General features: G+C 34.5%; 20 protein-coding genes. 8 read left to right on the top strand and 12 right to left on the bottom strand.

Annotated features, from left to right (window positions below; genetic code table 11):
* Positions 1-83: 83 nt before the first annotated feature.
* A complete protein-coding gene (gene pckA, locus GXW81_RS01245) occupies positions 84-1,688 on the bottom strand; it encodes a phosphoenolpyruvate carboxykinase (ATP) (RefSeq protein ID WP_161530855.1) in 1,605 nt (534 codons plus the stop codon).
* Between the two features lie 133 nt (positions 1,689-1,821).
* Entirely contained in the window at positions 1,822-2,724 is a 903-nt protein-coding gene (locus GXW81_RS01240) for a GYDIA family GHMP kinase (protein ID WP_161530854.1), read from the bottom strand.
* A 117-nt stretch (positions 2,725-2,841) separates the two neighbouring features.
* Between GXW81_RS01240 and GXW81_RS01235 the strand changes: the two genes are divergently transcribed.
* Both GXW81_RS01235 and ybeY read left to right on the top strand, forming a co-directional pair.
* The gene (locus GXW81_RS01235; RefSeq protein ID WP_161530853.1) at positions 2,842-5,007 is read left to right on the top strand and encodes a patatin-like phospholipase family protein; all 2,166 of its coding nucleotides are present in this window, start codon (positions 2,842-2,844) and stop codon (positions 5,005-5,007) included.
* 14 nt (positions 5,008-5,021) lie between these two features.
* Positions 5,022-5,444: an rRNA maturation RNase YbeY gene (gene ybeY / locus GXW81_RS01230; protein WP_161530852.1), complete on the top strand. Its 423-nt coding sequence runs from the start codon at positions 5,022-5,024 to the stop codon at positions 5,442-5,444.
* Positions 5,445-5,476: 32 nt separating this feature from the next.
* On the opposite strand, the gene GXW81_RS01225 is transcribed toward ybeY, so the two are convergent.
* The 3 genes from GXW81_RS01225 to GXW81_RS01215 all read right to left on the bottom strand — a co-directional run bounded on the left by GXW81_RS01225 (position 5,477) and on the right by GXW81_RS01215 (position 7,583).
* Complete coding sequence (locus GXW81_RS01225) at positions 5,477-6,148, bottom strand: DUF6261 family protein (RefSeq protein ID WP_161530851.1); 672 nt, start codon at positions 6,146-6,148, stop codon at positions 5,477-5,479.
* A 376-nt stretch (positions 6,149-6,524) separates the two neighbouring features.
* Complete coding sequence (locus tag GXW81_RS01220; RefSeq protein ID WP_161530850.1) at positions 6,525-7,106, bottom strand: outer membrane beta-barrel protein; 582 nt, start codon at positions 7,104-7,106, stop codon at positions 6,525-6,527.
* A gap of 27 nt (positions 7,107-7,133) precedes the next feature.
* The gene (locus GXW81_RS01215) at positions 7,134-7,583 is read right to left on the bottom strand and encodes a hypothetical protein (protein WP_154468965.1); all 450 of its coding nucleotides are present in this window, start codon (positions 7,581-7,583) and stop codon (positions 7,134-7,136) included.
* Positions 7,584-7,673: 90 nt separating this feature from the next.
* On the opposite strand from GXW81_RS01215, the gene GXW81_RS01210 reads away from it, so the two are divergent.
* From GXW81_RS01210 to GXW81_RS01195, 4 genes are all read left to right on the top strand, one after another.
* Positions 7,674-8,045 carry a helix-turn-helix domain-containing protein gene (locus GXW81_RS01210; RefSeq protein ID WP_154468964.1) on the top strand — a complete coding sequence of 124 codons (372 nt, stop codon included), beginning with the start codon at positions 7,674-7,676 and terminating at the stop codon, positions 8,043-8,045.
* Positions 8,042-8,275 carry a Uma2 family endonuclease gene (locus tag GXW81_RS01205; RefSeq protein WP_311711003.1) on the top strand — a complete coding sequence of 78 codons (234 nt, stop codon included), beginning with the start codon at positions 8,042-8,044 and terminating at the stop codon, positions 8,273-8,275. Before GXW81_RS01210 ends, GXW81_RS01205 begins: the two co-directional genes overlap by 4 nt.
* A gap of 68 nt (positions 8,276-8,343) precedes the next feature.
* Entirely contained in the window at positions 8,344-10,206 is a 1,863-nt protein-coding gene (gene mnmG / locus GXW81_RS01200; RefSeq protein ID WP_161530849.1) for a tRNA uridine-5-carboxymethylaminomethyl(34) synthesis enzyme MnmG, read from the top strand.
* 60 nt (positions 10,207-10,266) lie between these two features.
* Complete coding sequence (locus tag GXW81_RS01195; protein WP_161530848.1) at positions 10,267-11,097, top strand: class I SAM-dependent methyltransferase; 831 nt, start codon at positions 10,267-10,269, stop codon at positions 11,095-11,097.
* 88 nt (positions 11,098-11,185) lie between these two features.
* Here GXW81_RS01195 and GXW81_RS01190 read toward each other — a convergent pair whose 3' ends face one another.
* From GXW81_RS01190 to GXW81_RS01175, 4 genes are all read right to left on the bottom strand, one after another.
* Complete coding sequence (locus tag GXW81_RS01190; protein ID WP_221410752.1) at positions 11,186-11,785, bottom strand: DUF6705 family protein; 600 nt, start codon at positions 11,783-11,785, stop codon at positions 11,186-11,188.
* A gap of 182 nt (positions 11,786-11,967) precedes the next feature.
* Positions 11,968-12,534, bottom strand: coding sequence for a DUF6705 family protein (locus tag GXW81_RS01185; RefSeq protein ID WP_004917547.1), 567 nt, complete (start codon positions 12,532-12,534; stop codon positions 11,968-11,970).
* Between the two features lie 18 nt (positions 12,535-12,552).
* Positions 12,553-13,992 (bottom strand): hypothetical protein, encoded by a 1,440-nt coding sequence (locus GXW81_RS01180; RefSeq protein ID WP_161530847.1) that lies wholly within the window; start codon positions 13,990-13,992, stop codon positions 12,553-12,555.
* Between the two features lie 207 nt (positions 13,993-14,199).
* Positions 14,200-14,694 carry a hypothetical protein gene (locus tag GXW81_RS01175; protein WP_064971238.1) on the bottom strand — a complete coding sequence of 165 codons (495 nt, stop codon included), beginning with the start codon at positions 14,692-14,694 and terminating at the stop codon, positions 14,200-14,202.
* A 371-nt stretch (positions 14,695-15,065) separates the two neighbouring features.
* Between GXW81_RS01175 and GXW81_RS01170 the strand changes: the two genes are divergently transcribed.
* Positions 15,066-16,619, top strand: a complete 1,554-nt coding sequence (locus tag GXW81_RS01170; protein WP_161530846.1) for a M20/M25/M40 family metallo-hydrolase — start codon at positions 15,066-15,068, stop codon at positions 16,617-16,619.
* A 71-nt stretch (positions 16,620-16,690) separates the two neighbouring features.
* On the opposite strand, the gene GXW81_RS01165 is transcribed toward GXW81_RS01170, so the two are convergent.
* Positions 16,691-18,154, bottom strand: coding sequence for a RagB/SusD family nutrient uptake outer membrane protein (locus GXW81_RS01165; RefSeq protein ID WP_161530845.1), 1,464 nt, complete (start codon positions 18,152-18,154; stop codon positions 16,691-16,693).
* Between the two features lie 20 nt (positions 18,155-18,174).
* Positions 18,175-21,120 (bottom strand): SusC/RagA family TonB-linked outer membrane protein, encoded by a 2,946-nt coding sequence (locus GXW81_RS01160; protein WP_161530844.1) that lies wholly within the window; start codon positions 21,118-21,120, stop codon positions 18,175-18,177.
* Positions 21,121-21,346: 226 nt separating this feature from the next.
* Here GXW81_RS01160 and GXW81_RS01155 point away from each other — a divergent pair, with 226 nt between their 5' ends.
* Positions 21,347-22,351: an adenosine deaminase gene (locus GXW81_RS01155; RefSeq protein WP_161530843.1), complete on the top strand. Its 1,005-nt coding sequence runs from the start codon at positions 21,347-21,349 to the stop codon at positions 22,349-22,351.
* Positions 22,352-22,417: 66 nt separating this feature from the next.
* On the opposite strand, the gene GXW81_RS01150 is transcribed toward GXW81_RS01155, so the two are convergent.
* On the bottom strand, positions 22,418-22,704 hold a 287-nt coding region (locus tag GXW81_RS01150), incomplete at its 5' end, for a transposase (RefSeq protein ID WP_161530842.1).

Raw genomic sequence — 22,704 nt, 5'->3', positions numbered from 1 at the left:
TTACCTATTGATACCTTGTGATAAGAAAATAGAGTGCCAAATTAAATTAGCACTCTATTTTATTCAAAATATTTTCAGTAAGATTATAACTGAGGTCCTGCCGCTACTAATCTCTTACCTTCTTCAGTATCTGTATATTGTTCAAAATTCTTAATATACTTAGCTGCTAGAGATTTTGCTTTTTCTTCCCATTCTGCTGGTGTAGCATAAGTATCTCTTGGGTCTAGGATACCTTCAGAAACATTAGGTAACGAAGTAGGAATTTCTAAATTCATTACAGGAACTACGCTCTTAAGAGCATTATCTATAGAACCATCTAAAATAGCATCAATGATAGCTCTTGTATCTTTTAATGAAATTCTCTTACCTGTACCATTCCACCCAGTGTTTACTAAATAAGCCTTAGCACCGTGCTCTTTCATTTTACTAATCAATGTTTTAGAGTACATTGTTGGGTGTAAAGTAAGGAATGCTTCCCCAAACGCTGGCGAAAACGAAGGTGTAGGTTCTGTGATACCTCTCTCTGTTCCTGCTAACTTAGAAGTATATCCACACAAGAAGTGATATTGTGCTTGGTCTTCTGAAAGTATAGATACTGGAGGTAATACTCCAAAAGCATCAGCTGATAGATATATAATCTTGCTAGCATGTCCTGCTTTAGAAGGAAGTACTATCTTATTGATATGATAGATAGGGTAAGAAACTCTAGTATTTTCTGTAATAGAACCGTCTTTATAATCTATCTCACCGTATTCATTTACCACAACATTCTCTAATAAAGCGTCTCTCTTAATTGCTCTAAAGATGTCTGGTTCTTTCTCCTCTGTAAGGTCGATAACTTTAGCGTAGCAACCTCCTTCATAGTTGAATACTCCGTTGTTATCCCAACCGTGCTCATCATCACCTATTAGGTATCTTTTCGGGTCTGCAGAAAGCGTTGTTTTACCTGTTCCTGAAAGACCAAAGAATAACGCTACATCTCCTTTCTCTCCTACATTGGCAGAACAGTGCATAGATGCCATACCTTTAAGTGGTAGGTAGTAGTTCATCATCGCGAACATACCTTTTTTCATCTCTCCACCGTACCAAGTACCTCCTATGATTTGGATTTTTTCTGTAAGGTTAAACATCACAAAGTTTTCAGAGTTTAGACCTTGTTTTTCCCAATCAGGGTTAGTAGTTTTAGAACCGTTCATCACAACAAAATCAGGCTCTCCGAAGTTTTCTAACTCGTGAACAGATGGTCTAATGAACATATTGGTAACAAAGTGTGCTTGCCAAGCCACCTCCATTACAAATCTTACTTTAAGTCTAGTATCAGGGTTAGTTCCGCAGAAAGCATCTACCACATAAAGTTTTTTAGATGTAGAAAGTTGCTTAAGAACTAAATCTTTACAATGTGCAAAAACTTCTGGAGAAGTAGGTCTGTTAACATTACCGTCCCAGTGTATTGTATCTTTAGTAATATCATCTAATACGATGTACCTATCCTTAGGGGATCTCCCTGTAAAAATTCCTGTTTTAACAGCTACCGCTCCTGATTCTGTTTGAGCTCCTTTCTCAAAGCCTTTGTTCTTGTCAGAAACCTCTGCTTTGTAAAGCTCTTCATAACTAGGATTATACACTACTTCATGGTAACCTGTAATCCCCAAATTGTGCAACTCTTGGATAATTTTTAAATTTTTCATAGGTGATATTAATTATATATAAATTATGGTTTTATTTTTCGGCTTACAAATTTACTTATTCTCCTAGAGGAATAGTGCGTTAAAGATAATGATATTAGTCAGAAATCACAACTTAAAAATAAAACACTGATTATCATAAAATTATATCCGAAAATTTAAAAATATTAGAAAAACCCTGCTCCTCAAAATAAGACCTTGCTCCAGAAAAATTCTCAGCCATAATAAAATCTCCACCCCAAGCTCCTAAACTTTTTATAAATCCTGGACAATCTGAAAAATAAAGTTCTTTAGCCGTAGGTATCCCTAAAAATTCAGAAAGTTTTTGCTCGTGTGCTATCATCAGTTTTGAAAATTCTTCTAAACCATCTGCTTTTATTACTGCATCAGTAAGTTCTGAAAAAAAAGCTATATCCTTTTTAGATTTTTCCCTTGCCTTATACAAAGCAATACCTTCTCTACTGTCTTGCTTTTGGTTTAAATGTATAAAGAGTAAATCGTCTTTAAATTTAGGTGAAAAATGCACAGGTACAACTTCCCTAAAGGGCTTTAGTTGGTACAATATAGATTTCTCTTCTAACGCCACTGCCACATCGTAGCTACTACCTCCCAATGTATTTTCGTTAAGAAGAAATGCATCTGTTTTTGCCCACTTTGCTAAGTTAGCCATTAGTGTAGAGCTACTCCCTAAACCATAATTGGCAGGAAACTGAAGATTAGTTTTGATATGATAGGAAACTCCTTTTTTAAACTTTTCCAGCGAAATAGATTGCAGATACTTTAATACTTTTAGGATAAAGTCTGCATTAGGTTTTAAGTTGGTAGAAATAATTTCCCACTTACGATAATCTATCTCTATAGACAGCCACAACTGGTTTTGATGATAAGTTTCCCAAAAGATTTTAGCATTGTTATCCTCTTTTTCTTCCACCCATAAATCTTGCCCCATTTTGGTTGGCAATGCCAAAGCTTTAGCACCGTCTAAAACAACATACTCGGAAGTGATGAGTAGTTTTCCTGGTGAGAAATAATGTTCCATAAGGCAAATTTAATTCTAATTATCCAGTTTTAAAACAAGTAAACTTTATTTTGCCTCAATTATTAGTTGATATATTGTTATATTTGTTCATTGGTTTATTATTTAACACATAACCTTATGCTTATGAAAAAAGTATTATGGCTGAGTTTACTATTAACATTTTTTACTTATAAATCGCAAGTAAAAGATAATCTGAATATTCCAAAAAAGCCAAAAATAGGGCTCGTTTTAGCAGGTGGCGGAGCCAAAGGTTTTGCTCATGTAGGGGTTCTTAAGGTGTTAGATTCTTTAGGTGTAAAGGTAGATTATATCTCAGGGACGAGTATGGGGGCTATTGTGGGTGGACTATATGCTTCTGGATATACAGGAAACGATATTGAGAAAATAATAACCAATACCGATTTTTACGACATCATCGCTAACGAAAAAAATAGAAAGGAAACTTCCTTTTTCAGTAAAGCCACAGATAAATATCTTCTGAATATACCCATAAAAAACGGTAAAATAAATGTACTCCCTAAAGCTATTTCTACGGGACAGAAGAACATTTATATGCTTAAAGAATTATTTAAAAATGTTTCTAATGTAGAAAATTTTTCTCAACTTCCTATCCCATTTATGTGTGTTACCACAAACCTTGAAAGTGGTAAGATGAAAATCTTTGAAAAAGGAGATTTAATTAAAGCTATTATGGCGAGTTCTGCCTATCCTTCGCTTATGGACCCCGTTAAGATAGGTGATAGCCTTTATATAGATGGGGCTATGACCATCAACTACCCGGCACAACCTCTCAAAGAGAAAGGAATGGATATTATTATAGGAGTAGATTTAAGTCAAGGTTTAGCTAAAAGAGAAGATTTACAAAGTGCTATTAGTATCCTCAACCAAGTGATAGATTTTGGAATACAGAATGAAACTAAAAATCAATATCAATACATTGACATTAACATACACCCAAAGCTAGACGGTATGAATGCCACTAGCTACGGAGACAAAGAAAAAATACTAAAACTAGGCTACGAAGAAGCTCAAAAATACATTGATATACTATCCAAACTTCCTAAACGAAAACATACCCAACTAAGAGTAGCATCTAACCCTATTTACTCTAACATTTACAAAATAGATAGTTTGGAAGTGAAGAACAATAAAATATTTAGTCGTTCATACTTACAAGGTAAGATGAATTTAAAAACACCTTCACCACAAACTTACGGAAGTATCAATAAAATGGTAGATAAGCTATACGCTACCAACAACTATAATCTCATTAACTATGACATCATTCAAAACAACGGGAAAAATATACTCCAAGTTACAGTAGATGAAGACCAAAGCAGATATTACTTAAAGTTTGGATTACACTATGATGAGTTATTTAAAACCGGCCTACTCATCAATGCCACTGCCAGAAGACTACTACTACCCAACTCTACCGTATCATTAGATGCTGTCATAGGCGATCGCCCTCGGTATTATTTCAACTATTTTATGGATAACGGCTACATTCCGGGATTAGGCATTTACGCCTCAGGAATGAAACTCTATCTCAGAGACAACAAAGGCGCATCCACCGAACAATGGCTATGGTTCCGAAACGAAGCATTCATCCACTCCATATGGAAAGATCGCTACGCAATAGGCGGTGGTATAAGCCACGATTATTTCGAATCAACCGTTTCGGTAGATGGCGCAAAAGTCAAATATTCCTTTAACCCTTACCTTTTTATCAAAAGCGATACCCAAGACGATAAAAACTTTCCGACGAGAGGGTTTTATTTAGAAGCCGAAGGAAAAATCCTTGAGCTATTCAACAGCAACTCCGAACTTACTCCTATACAAACCAAAGCCGATATAAGAATATATTTCCCTTTTGCTTCATGGTTTACCTATAACATCAATTTATTTGGAGGGTTCACAACTAATTACGATCAACTTTCTCATTTTTACCATTACCGTATCGGTGGTATTTTTGAACAACGATTAGGTAATTTTGTCCAAATGCCGGGATATTATTTTGGCGATCGATCCTCGCCCAATCTTTTAGCGGTTTCCAATAATTTTCAATTTCGTCTAAAGAAAAATTATTTTGTAACAACACATTTTTCTTTGGCTAACTTATATGACCAAACAAATCTCAACCAAATTGTTAAAATAACCGATAAATCATTAGGTGTTACTTTGGGTTACAAATCGCCTTTTGGACAAATAAAAATCAATTACAGTAATCCCCTAAACAAAAACAAAGGAATGTTTAATGTCATATTAGGACATTGGTTTTAAAAACTTAATTAAAAATGATACAATTCTTTTTTGAAGAAATAGAGCCCATTAGTATATCTACCGACATCAGCAAATGGTTAGAACAAATCATCTTATCAGAACACAAAAAACTAGGCAAGATAAACTACATATTCTGTGATGACGAGTATCTCCTCAAGATAAATCAAGAGCATTTACAACACGATTATTATACCGACATTATTACCTTTGACTATGTTAGAGGAAACACCATATCAGGCGATATTTTTGTATCCGTAGAACGCATTAAAGACAATGCCTCTACCCTATCCAAAGACTACCAGTCAGAATTTCTAAGAGTATTAGCTCACGGCGTTCTGCATCTCTGCGGATATAAAGACAAAACAGAAGAAGACATTAAAACAATGCGTGGAAAAGAGGATTTCTACCTTAGCAAAACCACCTTAGCCCCTCGTTAGGACTAAGGTGATTTTAGAATAAAAAAACTTCCCTAAGCGTTTTTAGCCGATTTTATAATCTCATTCAGTTCTTTGTAGAGAGCTGCCCACTCCGCTTGGGATTGCATTGCCGACACCAAATTGATATAATTCCGTATTGATTTTTCTATATCCCCACGCAAGGCACTAGCAGATTTAGTTAGTCTTAATGTTGCATTCGCTTCGGTTTGTTCCGATAGGAGGTTAGAAAATGTTTCTTGTTTCGTTTTTAAATCATTAAATACAGGAGTTAAATTAAGAGTATTTAGAGCCGTTTTATTGGGTTCTGCATCTAGTTCTGCGAGCAATTTGTTAAGCAATACCGACTGGTCTGCATAAGACTTTTTATCCAAATTCAAATCATTACGCTTAAAAACCTCATACAACGCCACCGCCTTCTCTTGGTTTGGCAATAAGTCCAGAGCCGCATAGGCTTTTAGATACACCTTAAGACCCACAAAAACCTTATCTCGCTCCTTATCGGCTTTGGCAACCTCTGCCCCTTTGCCGCTATACAACTGTTTTGCCACCAAATCTTTGTACAAATTATACTCCGCCTCCAGAGCCTTTAGCAAAGGGTGGTTGCTTATACTAATGGTATAGTTTCCATTCTTAGATGCCGAAATCAAACGCTCTGCTAATGCAGCAAGTGTAACGGTTTTTAATTTTCCTAAACTAATTTTCATTTTTAAAAAGATTTTAAAAGATTTACTATATTTTATGTGCTGAAGTTAAAAAAATTCAGATAAACACGCAATATCATCTTTATTTTTACACAAAATAAAATGTTAAGACGAATGGATTGTAGCGGAGCTTACAAAATACCAAAGTAGAGCTTCCGTTCGCCATTAGAATTTTTAAAATGAGGCGGTAGCACCTCCGTATCCATACCGAACTTTTAAACCATCAGAGTAGAGTTTCCGCCTGTGTACTTTGCTTTTAAAATATTAAAATAGAAACTCCATTTGCCGCCCGAACTTTTAAAATAAAAATACCACCTAAAAGGTGGTATTAACTAATGAAAAAATTATTTTTTAATAGGTTGCATCAAAAATTGTACTATTAGAATTTATATCCTAGACCTATTTGGAAACCTCTATTTTTAATAATTCCGTCCTCTTCCTCTGGTTTTACAACATTAGCTAAACCTAAGTTGTATCTTGCATCAAAGAATAATCCGTTGTTAGGAAGGTTATATTCCGCACCTAAGATAAGTCCCCCATCAAGGAAACTGATATTTCTTGGATCTGCCTTTATAATTCTATTTCCACTTTTAACTTTATATCCTAAAATACCTCCTAAATATCCTCCACCCACAACATTTAATCCATCTACAACATTATATTTTACCATAAATGGAACATTAATTTGGTTTATTATTACTTGATTTTTATCTTGCTTTGCTCCATTTGATACATAAAGAGCTTCTACTTGCCCATAAAGCTTATCACCTAAAGGAAACTCTACTAAACCTCCCGCGTAAAAAGATGTTCTGTAATCAGGAATATGAATTTCATCCTCTTCTAAATCAATAACTTTTACAGTAGCAAGGTTTACCCCTCCTTTTAGACCAAATTTCACTTCTTGTGAAAAACCTAATGTAGTAGCCATAACTACTAACGCACTTGTAAGTATTCTTTTCATTGTTAAAAAATTTAAAATTATGTTATCTTAATATCGTTCATATTCTATATTTTCAATACCTATTCTGAAAACTAAATATTTTCCCCTCACTTTCGGTCTATCCACTGGTAGTGCATATACCGTAAAATTTTGACTATATTTCATTTCTACTTTACCAGTAGAAGGGTTATATGTATAACTTCCTGGTACTATATTACTTTTTTTTCCTACTTTATCAGAAAAAATTGTACTACTAACATAGAAAGTACTATCACTATCAAAGGTTATATATTGTATAACTGATTTAATACCATACTCATCAAAATAACCATTTGTATATCTACTATACTCTTTTCCGCTATAGTGTTTATACCACGTTGTATTAACTAAGCTAGTAGGTATTTTTTCTACATCTTCCAAATCATCATTATTTCTATCACATTGGATAAATAAGACCAATGAACTAAATAATACTACTAGAGAAACTATTTTTTTCATCGTATTAAAATTTTCGCAGCGAAAATACTTTCATTATTGATAAAAATCTTACCTTTGCTGTTATAAAATATAATAAAAAAGTTATAATTTATGATAGGTTATAAAATTAAAAACATAAGAGAACTGAAAAATCTAACACAAGAATATATGGCAGAAAGGTTAGATATTTCACAAGCAGCTTACTCTAAATTAGAAAAAGGTAATACCAAAATATCCGAAGAGAAACTAAATAAAATTGCCGAAATTCTTGATGTAAATCCAGAAGACATTACCGATTTTGACAACAAGAAGGTTTTAAATAGTTTCAATAACGTCAAAGGAAATAACAACGGAATTATAACCTATAACGAAAAAGATATTATTCTTATCCGACGGCTTTATGAGGATAAAATAAACTTATTAGAAAAACTCCTACAAAAAGCAGAGGAAGAGATAGAACATCTTAAAGCTATTTTAAAATAGCTTTTAATATAAAAGGCAATTCTAAAAAAGAAATGAAAAACAAATTTGAACTCTACGAAGAATACGGTGTAAAGGAATATTGGATTATAAACCCACTAGACGAGATAGTCTATATCCACACTTTAGAAAACGGAAAATACAAAGGAACTTTGCCCATCGTAGATGATTTTATTTGTTCAGAAATTTTTCCAGAGATAAAAATTCATACCGACGATATTTTCAAAGGATAAAAATTAAAAAACAACCCCAATGTTTCACGTGAAACATTTTAAATTTAGATAAGAAACAAATACATATAATGATAAACGAAGTATATGATGTTATAGTAGTAGGAGCAGGACACGCAGGTTGCGAAGCAGCCGCAGCCGCAGCCAATCTAGGCTCCAAAACACTCCTCATTACTATGAATATGGAAACCATAGGCAAAATGAGTTGCAACCCAGCTATGGGAGGCATCGCCAAAGGGCAAATCGTAAGAGAAATAGACGCTATGGGAGGCTATAGTGGTATTGTAGCAGATAAATCTGCCATACAATTCAAAATGCTCAACCTATCCAAAGGACCCGCAATGTGGTCGCCTAGAACTCAAAACGACCGTATGCTCTTCGCAGAAGAATGGAGATTGGCCCTAGAAAACACACCTAACCTAGACTTCTTCCAAGATATGGTAAAACAACTCATCATAGAAGGGAACAAAGTTGCAGGAGTTATCACTTCACTTGGGATAGAGATAAAAGGAAAATCCGTAGTATTAACCAATGGCACATTCCTTAATGGACTTATCCACGTTGGCGACAAACAACTAGGCGGCGGAAGAATGGGCGAACCAAAAGCCTTCGGCATTACCGAGCAACTTGTAGATTTAGGATTTACCGCAGGAAGAATGAAAACAGGAACTCCTCCTAGAGTGGACGGAAGAACTCTAGACTACTCCAAAATGGAAGAACAACCCGGAGATGAAAATCCTCAAAAATTCTCCTATCTAGACACGCCAAGACTTACCAAACAACGCTCTTGCCACATTACTTACACCAACGAAATTGTACACGATATACTCCGTTCAGGGTTTGACAGAAGCCCTATGTTCAACGGGACTATCCAAAGCCTCGGACCTAGATATTGCCCAAGTATAGAAGATAAAATCAATCGTTTTGCAGAACGAAACAGACATCAACTATTTGTAGAACCCGAAGGTTGGAAAACCATAGAAATCTATGTAAATGGTTTCAGCTCTTCCCTACCCGAAGACATACAAATAAAGGCAATGAAACACATTCCTGGCTTTGAGAATGTAAAAGTATTCCGTCCAGGATATGCCATAGAATACGACTATTTCCCTCCTACACAGCTTAATCATACCCTAGAAACCAAAATAATAGAAAACCTCTATTTCGCAGGGCAAATCAATGGAACTACTGGTTACGAAGAAGCCGCAGGACAAGGGCTTATAGCAGGTATCAACGCTCACAATAAAGTACACGAAAAAGAAGCCTTTATTCTCAACAGAGACGAGGCTTATATAGGTGTACTTATAGACGACCTCATCACCAAAGGTACAGAGGAACCTTATAGAATGTTTACCTCTCGTGCAGAGTACAGATTGTTACTTAGACAAGACAATGCAGACATTCGTTTAACAGAAAAATCTTACAAACTAGGTCTTGCAAAAGAAGAAAGACTACAAAAAGTTGAGGACAAAATAAAGAAAAGCGAAGAATTAGAAAACTTCTTAAAGGATTATTCCTTAAAACCAAAACAAATTAACCCTATACTCGAAAGTATAGAATCTTCTCCTGTAGACCAAGCCTACCGTGCCTCACAAATTCTTACCAGACCTAATATGAAATTGGAGCTTCTGGAAGAAATAGAAGAGATAAAAAATACGAGTAGAAACTATTCGGACGAAGTAAGAGAACAAGCAGAAATCAACATAAAGTATAGAGGTTACATAGAAAAAGAAAAAGAAAATGTAGCCAAATTACACAGATTGGAAAACATCAAAATCCCCGAAGATTTTGATTTTACAAAAATCAATAGTCTTTCTGCCGAAGCTAAACAAAAACTCAATAATATAAGACCTAAAACCATAGCACAAGCCTCTAGAATAAGTGGCGTTTCTCCTGCTGACATCAATGTGTTACTTATATTTTTAGGAAGATAAATATTTACATTCGTTGAATGTTTCACGTGAAACATTCAACGAGTTTTTATTAGAATTTATATGAAGATAAAAGACCATTTTCTTTCTCAAGAGATTTTTGAAATTAAAGAAACCTCTATCAAAGGTATCTTAAAAACATATCCCGTACCCGAAAATATTGGCAAATATTACGAGAGTGATAAGTATATTTCCCATCATCAGGACAGTGGTAGTTTAAAGGAATTTGTTTATAAATTTATACAAAGTTTCAACATTAAATACAAGGCTAAAATAGTTAGGGAAAATCTTTCTGCTCCTAATTCTAAAAACTGTAAAATTTTAGACTACGGTTGTGGAGCAGGTGAATTTATAAAATCCCTAGAAAATAAATACATTACTTACGGCTACGAACCCAACGAAAAAGCTAGAAACTTCGCTAAGAAAAAAAGTTTTAAAACAAAATTTATAGACTCTCTGAACGAAATAGAAGATAATACATTAGACATTATAAGTCTATGGCATGTCTTCGAACATATAGAAAATCAGAAAGAAATACTAGATTTATTCAAGCAAAAATTGAAATCTGATGGAACACTCATTATTGCTGTTCCCAATTATAAATCTTACGACGCCGAAAGATACCAAGATTTTTGGGCGGCTTATGATGTGCCTAGACACCTATTTCATTTCTCAAGAGAAGGAATGGAAACACTAATGCAACAGGAACAACTTAAAATAAAAAAAATAGCACCTCTCCTACTTGATGCGTTTTATATTTCTATACTTAGCGAAAAATACAAAAAAAATAAACTTTTTTGGCTTTTTGGAGGTATCTATGGAGCGGTTTCTAATTTTAAAGCGTCAAAAACGGGAGATTTTTCTAGTTTGATATATATAGTCAAAAAAAAATAGAAAATGGATTTTTACCCCATTTATTAAAGTCGTTTTTTTGTAAAATTTACAAAAAGCCCAACTTTATAAAGCTGGGCTTTTATGTACTCTATTGCTTAATCACAAAAATAGAATTTTGTGGTAAAGTGGTTTGATAAGTTTCATAATTAGGACATCTTTCAGGATTATACCAAATTTTATCTCTATCAAAAAATATCCTCATTTTATTAGGCTGCTTAGAATATACTTCCATAAATACCACTCCAGAATCATTACATTCTGTATTGATTATTAAGTTCATCATGTAAATATTTCTTTGAAAATTATCTCCATGAAAATAAATTTTATCATCATTTCTTTCTGATAAAGTACTGTATGTTACCTTTCCATTGCTATCTTGTACCTGCATTCTTCCAATCAATAAATCTCTATATAAACCTTTTCCACTACCATATTTGATTCTTTTGTTAAATTTAAAAGTATAAATTTTACCATTATATGTTCCTTTCCATATGCCCACAAATTTATCTAACCTATTATCTACATCTTTTACATAAGTGAGATATTCTAAATCAGGACAACCTTCGGATTGGTAGTTAGGTCTATTAACACAATCTTCCAATTGCTTTAGTGTTCCTATTGATTGTTGTGTGTAAACTATATTTACCAAGAATACCGTTAGTAAATAACTTAATATTATTTTTTTCATTTTTTTATATTTTTAAAAATTATGGGCAGTCACTAGACTGTATTCTGTTGTTATTTCCCAAAGTTTTATTTTCTACAGTACCATTATTTTAGTCTTATACAAAGATATACCTTTTACTTTCATCTTATCTTTTAACTTTATAAAAGAAAAACCCAGCATAGTATATACTGGGCTTTTATGTCCTATTGCTTTGTTAGTATAATCTCTTCATTAGGTATGGTTACTTCATAAGTTTCATAATTAGGACATCTTTCAGGATTATACCAAATTTTGTCTCTATCCATATAAAGACGCATTTTGTTAGGTTGCTTAGAATAAACCTCCATAAACACCACTCCAGAATCATTACATTCTGTATTCGCTATAAAATCCATCATATAAGTTCTTCGTTGAAAGGTCCAGCCACTAAAATAAGTTTTATCATCATCTTCATTAAAGGTATTATAAATAATCTTTCCATTTCTATCTGTGATTTTAAGCCTTCCTATCAAAAAATCCCATCTTACCTCATATTTATCATCATTTAATTTTTTTACAAAATTAAATTCATATGTTTTTCCATTATATATTCCCTTCCATGTACCTACAAATCTATTTAAATCACCGTTAATATCTTTTGCATAAGATACATCTTCAGGAATTCCATTAGGAGATTTTGAGTATTCGTATGCTTGGGCTAATGATATTGTTCTTTGGGCATTAAAACAATGTACTATACCCAAAAGTATTATTAATATTATTTTTTTCATTTTTTATATTTTTAAAAATTATGGACAGTCACTAGACTGTATTCTGTTATTATTTCCTAAAGTTTTATTTTGCACAGTGCCATTATTTTTAGTCTTATACAAAGATACACCGTTTATTTTCATCTCATCTTTTAAAAATTTTAAAAATTTCAATTCATGGCTACCCCTAGATCTTTTCCAAAATTCTACCATTTTATTCCCCCATTCTCTTGTATTAAATCCTGTTTTAATATCTTCAGCAGTACCTGTAAATTTAATGGTATAAATCCCATCACTGGAGACCATAGTTCCGTATAGGTCGGCATAGTTACCACTTGTTTGCATTTGTGCCATGGTCATTAGGGCATCTACATCTGCAGGAGAAAACATCTTGATGGGTTGCCTTATTTCAGAATTGCCATATTCGTCTACACGCCCCGATTCATACTCATTAACATGAGTGTGGATATAGCCTTTAGTATCCTCATTGATATTGATTCTCAACCCATCTGAATGTCCTGTAGAAGCACTAGGTGTAAGATTTTCAAATGTCCCATTTTTATTCTCTTTGTAACCTGTTTCATAAGTTCTGTTAAGAACAGATGCCCTATTAAGCTCCTCTATTTTGCTTCTGTATCCTGCACTAGAGTTCATTGTCTTCATTTTTTCGCAAGGGTCTGTGGGAGGGTTTTGTGGTGGAGGTGATTGGCTACCACCGCCACTACCACTGCCATCATCCGATTTACACATATCATACATACTACAACCTCCTCCTCCATCAATCCCCCTTCCTGGATTATGATCACCGTACCAAGGAGATGTGCTACCACCGCCACCACCAATACCTCTACGCGGAGGTGGAGAAATAATAACCCCATCTATCACACAATTATCATAATAACTTCCCTTTTTTTCACAAATACCCATAGGTAATAACTCAAAGAGATTATGTTTGTTTACCTTAAATACATATCTATCCCTATACTTTTCCTCAAATAGATGAGCATTAGTTTTATAAATATCCGTATCAGGTTTTAAACTGTAGAAATAAACTTTGGTCTCATCTTCCGAAAGTACTCCTGCTACCAACTCTGCTACCTTACCACCTTTTATCCTAGGGAATACTACCCACCTATCCCCATTTTTTTCAACAATAGTCTGAGAGCGGATATTAAAATCTATATAAGCTTCGGCTTCTACTGCTGTTAGTGCTACTTCATTCTTTTTAGAAAGTCCCCTAAGACGCTCCAGTTGGCTCCTCCCTGATAGGTTTTTGCTATGCAAACTATCATACCGTAATACCAACCGTGCAAATCCACTAGGGTAGTCTATCACTTCATTATCAGTTTTCTTTGTAAAGACACTAAACTTCTTAGTCAAATCATCTTGTCGTTTGGCATTGGTTACCATATCGTCTGCCCTACAACCTGTTAATAACAACAGACCGAACAGACCCAAAATAGTTAATTTTTGTTTCATATTTTATCTTTTTTGTTATTGTTTTTTTATTAGGTGTCCCCTTCGGAACGGACTTTTATCCTGTAGTTTACGACCTGTTGCCCCTTATCAATCCCTTTTTTACCCCTTCTGGAGAGGTCGCTTAGCCCTTCTAGAGGGGTGTCGAGGCTTTAAATAACGCCTCCTGCACCCCTAAAATAGAGCCCCCTTTACCCGTAATTAGAGGGGTTAGTTGGTAGGTTCAGAGGGCTTAGCAACGGGGGCTTTTGCCCTTCCTCCGGGGTATTGTTGCTTAAGGTCGGTGTAGATGGTGCCTGCTCCAGGGTCGTTATTGGTAGCGGCCACCTTTATCGCACGGTAAAACATCAGGGCAGCACCGTCCAAATCATAACCCAACAGGAGGTTGGTATCCTTCATCAGTTGTAGTTGTTGGTCTAGAAGGTTGATGAGTTCGTTGAGTTGTTTGTGGGCGGCGTAGTCTTGGTCGAACTCCGTTTTGTCCACATAAGCAGGTACTTTGGTAGGGTTGGCGTCCATCTGGAGTTTCACACGGTCTATCCAAACCTCCTTTTCGTACTTTACCCGCCCGAAACCTTGCCTTTCCGTAGGCGTAAGGCTCTTTACTTTACCTTCTAAAACACCGGCAATGGTGCTGATAGCGTCTTTCACTTTTTTGATTTCTTCTGTACTGAAGTTTACAGAAATGGTGTTCTCTTGTGCCATTTTTACTTGTTTTTATTAGGTTGATATCTATTTTTACTAAAAATCACATACTATTTTAGCCTCTAATGAGATAAATAGGTAATGATTTTTATTTTTCGATGATAAATCGATAAATTGTATTTCTATTATGCAAATCTTTGTTTTTTTGGCTGAAATCTCTTTATTTATGGGATATAGCGATGAGTTCCCTTAGCATCATCTTGTGAAATTCTAATGCAAAAATGGGTGGGAAGAAGGGGAAATCGGTATTTCATAAAAGGAAACGCGAATTGCCAATTACATTAGTTTCAGTTACTTATTAAAGTTTTAAACCTATCACAACCTCTAAAAAATAATTCTTATTTTCACGGAATAATTTTAAACTAAAGACGATGAACTATACTTTAAAATCTATGAGTGCTGCTTTGTTGTTTTCCATCACGACAGTAGCCTTCGCTCAAACTTCTCACCCTGTTGTAGAAAAAATGATAGACGAGACCTATCAAAATTCTCAATTAGAAAAACTTGGATACGAGCTAATTGATAAAATAGGTCCGAGATTAGTAGGAAGTCCAAAAATGCAACAAGCTCACGATTGGGCGGTAAACCAATTCAAATCTTGGGGAATTTCCGCAAAAAATGAACCTTGGGGCGAGTGGCGTTCTTGGGAAAGAGGTACTTCTCAAATCACTCTTACACAGCCTTACATCAAATCTTTGGAAGGGAGACAGCTGGCGTTCAGCCCTGCTACAACAAAAAACGGGGTGGAAGCAGAACTCATCACAATGCCTGTATTTAAAACTAAAGCCGAGTTTGAGACTTTTTTAAAAGGAGTAAAGGGAAAAATTGTAATGATTAGCCCATACGAACCTAGCGGAAGACCTGATTATAACTGGAAAGAATATGCTACGGAAGAGTCCTACAAAAAATATAAAGAAGAGGCTGAAAAAAGAAATAAAGAGTGGGCTGCTTCTATGAAAACCATTAACTATACAACACGCACCATTCAGAAACCTATCGAGGAAGCAGGTGCAGTAGGTATCGTTACATCCACTTGGAGTGGTGGGTTTGGGGTTAGTAGAATTTTCAATGCTACCACATCTAAAATTCCTGTTGTAGATATTGCGTTAGAAGATTATGGTCAGCTTTACAGAATGGTACAATATGGCGACCGCCCTAAAATCAATCTAAATGTTCAAAGTAAAAACCACGGCACTGCTAAAACTTTCAATACAATAGCAGAGCTCCCTGGGACTACTCATAAAGATGAATATGTTATCTTGTCTGCCCATATAGATTCTTGGGACGGTGCGTCTGGTGCAGTGGATAATGGCACTGGTGTTATTACTATGATGGAGGTAGCTCGTATCCTCAAAAAATACTATCCTAACCCTAAAAGAACTATTATAGTTGGTCTATGGGGAAGCGAGGAACAAGGGCTAAATGGCAGCCGTGCTTTCGTATCGGATAACAAAGATAAATTACCTAAAATACAAGCTGTTTTTAACCAAGACAACGGTACTGGTAGGATACAATACATCAATGGTTCGGGCTTTGTGCACGCCTACAATTACCTCCAAAAATGGATTGCTCCTGCACCTGAATACATCAAAAAGGAATTAAAATATACCTTCCCTGGTTCTGCAAGTGGCGGAAGTAGCGACCACGTTTCTTTTGTGGCTGCTGGTGTACCAGCCTTTATGTTGGGCTCTTTAAACTGGTCATACGGTACTTATACTTGGCATACCAATAGAGATACTTACGATAAAATAGTTTTTGATGATTTAAAGCACAATGTGGCACTCATCGCTACAATAACCTATATGGCGAGCGAAGACCCTGAACAAAGCAATCGTGAAAAGATGGTTTTACCCATCAACCCGACCACAGGAAAACAATACGAATGGCCTGAAATTAAAGAACCTACTCGTAAAGGCGGTTTTTGATTAAAACAACTTTTATGAAAAGAGGGTATCCATAATGGATACCCTCTTCAATTTTAGTTTTTGTATAATATCTAATTCTGTTTAATAAGAGGATTTGCGTTTAGCTCTCTTCTAGGTATTAAGAAAGTCCAACGAGAGTCCCCTGCTGATACCTCAAATACATTATTAACTACAACACTATTATGATTGCTGCCTGTTCTGTTAAGAGGTTGGTTAAGTCTCTTTAAATCTAAAAATCTAAAGCCTTCTCCCCACAGTTCTATACGGCGGCTATCTAATATTTCGTTGATATAAGCTTCTCCTGTAGCAGTAGTAGCTACATAAGCTGGATTTCTGTTTTTAGAAAATTCGGTAAATACAACCTTAGATTCAGGTTCTTTGCCTAATCTTGCTAGAGCCTCTGCTTCTATTAAATACATTTCAGCAGCTCTCATATAAGGCACATCCATTCTACTATCTCCAGTACCTACTGCTAAGAATTTTTGACTGGTATAAGGGTACTTAGCAAAATTGGAAGGTAAACTTAAACTCAAGTGTTTTCCTGTAGGATCCACTACTTGCGTTCTCACATCTGTGCTAGGAAACTTGCTGTAAAGCAACTTATTCATAGCCTTTGGATTCTGTCTGATATTAGTAGAACTAAAATTTCTAGACATATAAGCACCAAAATTAGCAAAATAAGCCGTTTGATCTTCTTTAATGTAACTACCCCAAATCCATTCTGAATTATCTAGACTGTTAAAACCTGCTTTGTAAGCACTATTACTCATTAAAGTATAGCCTTGTCTTGCCAGTTTTGCTAATTCAGCAGCCTCTTTATAATTTCCTAAAACTAGTGCTACTCTTGCTTTTATACCTCTTACTACTTCAACATTAAAGTGTGACTTATGTACTCTACTAATTCCGTTTAAAAGCTCTATTGATTTATCTAAATCAGCATTAATTTGTTTATAAACTTCCTCTACTGAAGATCTTGCTAGTGGATCATCAGTAGGTTCTAATCTTAATGGAATACCCTTAGGATTGGGTGTTCCATCATATCTCTTAGCATATAATTGTACTAATTGAAAATGACAAAATGCTCTAAAGGCATAAGCTTGACCTAGAGCGTTCTTTTTAGTAACTTCACTCCCTGAAGCATCATTACCATCTTTTATCAAAACATTAGCATTTCTTATAAGTTTATAATAAAACTTCCAAGGATATAGAGCATCAGAAGAATTTTCATCTTGATGACCCAACCATCTTACAGAAGATATATACCAACTATTACCCACGCTAGGAAATACTAAATCATCCCCTAAGGCATCCATTATAATCATAATACCTGATTGCCCTGATTGTCCTTGGCTATCCTGTCTAGTATACATACTTCTATGCATACCATTTATAGAAAGCATCATGTTATCTGCTGTTTGAGTAATGCTTTCTGCTGAAATATCACTAGTAGGAACTGTGTCAAGATAAGAGTCTCTACAAGATTCTGCAGTTAAAAATGCTCCTAATAGAGAAGTGTATATTAAAAATCTTTTCATTGTAATACTTGTTTAAAAAATTAAAAATTAGTAGAAAAACCAAAACTAATAATTCTAGCAGGTGTAAATCTATTAGCCGTAACACCTGAGAAACTTTGTGCTGGTTCTAGACCTTTTCTAGCTGTTTTAGACCATATATTTTCTCCGTTAACAAATATCTTAAGATTATTAACCCCTATCGGATTTACAATCTCTCTAGGCATTTCGTAAGATAAAGTTACTTGTCTTAAAGTAATATAATCTGAACTAACTAACCATCTGCTAGAACCTACTCCTACACTTTGGTAATTAGATGCATCTAATCTAGGTACATCTGTTATATCTCCTGGATTTTGCCATCTCCTAAGTATATCTGTACTAAGTGCATCTCCCTGAGGATAAGCACTCATAAGACCTGCATAATTAGTATCATAAGTCTTACCCCCTAATTGGTAAGTGAATAATGCTGATAAAGAGACTGATTTATACTTAAACATAGTTCCGAAACTACCAAAAAGCTTAGGAATAGCACTCCCCGAATAGTCATACTTTGCATCATTATGGTTTGTAGTTACTTTTACTCCATTTATTTCTCTAAGAGTAGTTCCTCCTTTAGCTATAGCTTCATCGGAAGCATAGAATAACCCCATACCATCAGCAGGATCTACTCCATACCATTGTCTTAACCAGTAGTCATATATAGATTTTCCTACCATATATTTTTTAGTTCCAACTATTCTTTCCTCCTGAGGAAATTTAGTAATTTCATTATTTAGAGTGGAAGCATTAATATTTAGATTCCATTTGAAGTTATTTGTTCTAATGATGTCCATATTAAGTGCTACCTCTATCCCCGAGTTTACTAAAGCTCCTGTATTTTCATCTCGAGTACTAATACCTGAAGATTCTGGTTTTGGCACAGATAAGATAAGACCATCTGTTCCTCTCTTATAATATTCTACACTACCTGTTACTCTATTATTAAATAAACCAAACTCTAAAGCAAAATCTAATTGTGTATTGCTCTCCCATGTTAACTGTGGATTACCTACACTATTTATCATTACTCCTGCATAATCTCCATTGTTATAACCTAAACTATAGAGAGGTTGCCAAGCATAATAAGATACATCTGTACTATAACTACCATCATTACCCACTTGCCCGTAAGATCCTCTAAGCTTTAATTGACTTATTGTAGAATTACCCTTTAAGAAATTCTCTTGGTCTATTCTCCATCCTGCCCCTAATGACCAAAATGTAGCCCAACGGATATCTTTATGGAATCTAGCAGATCCATCCCTTCTAATAGAGGCAGAAAGTAAATACTTTCTGCTATAATCATAGTTTAACCTAGAAAAGTAGGATTCCTTAGGTAAAATCATATCATAAGAAGTTAAATTGGTAGGTGTTACAAAATTAACTAACTCATCATTCCCATCAACTACCTGATTTGTCTTACGACCATAAACATACTCATATTTGTAAGAAATATTTTCGTGTCCCAATAGTACATTCAAATTATGACGTCCAAAAGATTTATCATAATTAAGTAACTGATTAAAGGTAATTGTACGTGATTCTGTAACAGTTCTTGATGCCGCCCCATTAGGTACTGCATCACCTATGATTTTATTACGATAAGTTATCCCTTTGTAATTTCTCAAGTCATAACCTACATTGGTAGTGAATGTTAATTCTGGTAACAATTTAAACTCTCCAAAAAATCTTGAGTTAACATTATATATTTTATCATAATTTCTGTTCAGTAATGTTTCTTGAATTACATGTCTACCTCCAGCTGCACCTGCTCCTCTCTTATCTCCTGCATCATAGATACGATTACCTTCTTTATCATATATATATCCTCCAGTAATTGGGTCATGGGCATAAACATTATAAATAGGTCCTATATTTCTAGTCCAATTAAATGGATTAACATAAGAATTATTATTATCTACTCCATCTATAGCTTGGTTAGAAAATGAATTTGAATAAGCCAAATTAGTACCTACCTTAAACCAATCTTTAACTTGAGTATCTATATTTAATCTAGCTGAAATTCTTTCATAGTCTGAACTCAAAGCGTAAGCATCTTCCTTAAGATATCCAAATGATGCATAGTAAGTAGTTTTATCTGTTCCTCCACTATAATTGAAATCATAGTTTTGTCTCATACCTACCTTAAAAAATTCCTTTTGCCAATCTAAATCATCATATTTTAAAGATGCATTAGGGTTTAAAACTCCATCTATTACTAATTGATTATCAGCAATATTATATACATTATTCTTCAGAACATCAGGTATCAATGTTCTAGAAGCGTACGCATTAGCATCCGCTAATGACATTGAATTACTAGGGCTATAAATTTGCCCATTTCTTATTGCTTCCCATACTATTGGATAATATTGAGCTGCATTCAATCGATCATATTCAGGAATAGACCTCATAGAGATACCAGTACTTGCACTAAAATTAAACTGAGATTTTCCTCTTTTTCCCTTTTTAGTAGTAATCATAACTACTCCATTAGCCGCACTAGATCCATATAAAGAAGTTGAAGCCGCATCTTTTAATATATTTAAAGACTCTATATCATCAGGGTTTATATTGGCTATATTTCCGTTATAAACAGTTCCATCTACTATAAACAAAGGACTATTATTTGAGCCTATAGAACTAAATCCTCTGATTGTAATTGAAGGTCCACTCCCAGGCTGTCCTGTACTTGTAGAAATCTGTACTCCAGGAGTAGCTCCATCTAAAGCCTGAGCCACATTAGTTAAAGATCTTTGAGCTAAATCTTTTGCTTTAATTTCAGCGTTTGATCCTACGACTGTTTCTTTTCGTTGTTTACCATACGCTACTACTACTACTTCCTCAATTTCTTTTGTTCTTGTAGAATCTTTTTTCCTTTGTCCATAGAGTTCATTTCCACAAAGTGCTAACGACAAAGAAAGAACTGTAATAATTGTCTTTTTCATAATATTAAAGTTAGTTTTAGACAATCATCATTTCATATAGGAAAATATTGTTTGCCAATTTACTACATTCATAAATACTATGCAAATCTTTGTTTTTTATGAGTTTAACATTAAATAAGTTCATTTGAAATAGATAATAAATATTTCATAATAAAGGTTTTATAAAGCTACTATATACTAAATATAAATCACTACATTTGCTATCCTTTTTTTAAAATAAAATATTATGAACATCACAGAATACATTAAAAAAATACCTAAGGCAGAACTTCACCTCCATATAGAAGGGAGTTTTCAACCAGAACTAATGTTCAAAATAGCCCAAAGAAACCAAGTTAAAATTCCTTATCAAACAGTAGAAGAAGTAAAGAAAGCCTATCAGTTTTCGTGTCTTCAAGACTTTTTAGATATTTATTATGCAGGGGCAAGTGTGCTTCTCTATGAGCAAGATTTCTATGAACTTACAATGGCTTATTTTGATAAGTGTGCAGAAGAAAACATTGTGCATACAGAAATTATGTTTGACCCTCAAACCCACACTAAAAGAGGCGTTTCGTTCGGAACGGTTATCGGTGGTATCCAAAAAGCAAGAGAGGAAGCTCAAAGCAAATATGGCATCTCTTCTCTACTCATAATGAGTTATCTAAGACATCTTTCTGAAGAAGATGCTTTTGAAACTTTGGAGCAATCTCTTCCTTACAAACATCTAATCACTGCTGTAGGACTGGATTCTTCAGAAAAAGGTAACCCACCTTCTAAATTCCAAAGGGTATTTGAAGCCTCTGTAAAAGAAGGCTATATCCCTGTAGCTCACGCTGGGGAGGAAGGTCCAGCAGAATATATATGGGAAGCTCTAGACCTCATCAAAATAAAAAGAATAGACCACGGAAATAACTGCTTATCTGATGAAAAGTTAGTAAATAGATTGGTAGAAACCGAAATGGCTCTTACGGTATGTCCGCTTTCTAACTTGGAACTTAGAGTGGTAGAAAATCTAGACCACCATCCACTCAAAAAGATGCTTGATTTAGGGCTTAAAGTTACTGTTAATTCTGATGACCCTGCTTATTTTCGAGGTTATCTCAACGAAAACTTTATACAGACTGCAAAGGCTTTAAATTTAAACCAAAATGATATTAAAACTTTGGTGAGCAATAGTTTTAAATATTCTTTCCTCCCAGAAACTGAAAAACAGAAATATCTTTCCCAAGTAGAGAATTTTAGTGTTTAATAAATTACTATAAACGACACTATCTCGTAAAGTGTGTAAGTTAAAATTACCGAGGGTTTAACTTTTTTAAAGTTGAACCCTTTGTTCAAAAATAGTTAAAAATTGATTTAAAATCAAGCCCCAATTATGAATAGGTTTCGACCATTTCTTAGTAGCTTCTCTTAAAACCAAGAAAGTTGATTTCATAACCGCCTCATCTGTAGGGAAAGACAACTTATTTTTAGTGTATTTGCGTATCTTTCCGTTAAGATTCTCTATCAAGTTTGTGGTATAGATAATTTTTCTAATCTCTATAGGAAACTCATAAAAAGCGGTGAGTTCATCCCAATTATCTCTCCAGCTTTTAACGGCAT

The organism is Riemerella anatipestifer (assembly GCF_009932355.1).
GTDB classification, from domain to species: Bacteria; Bacteroidota; Bacteroidia; order Flavobacteriales; family Weeksellaceae; genus Riemerella; species Riemerella anatipestifer_E.
The sequence above is the reverse complement of the archived record's forward strand: the minus strand, read 5'-3'. Positions and strand labels throughout refer to the sequence as shown.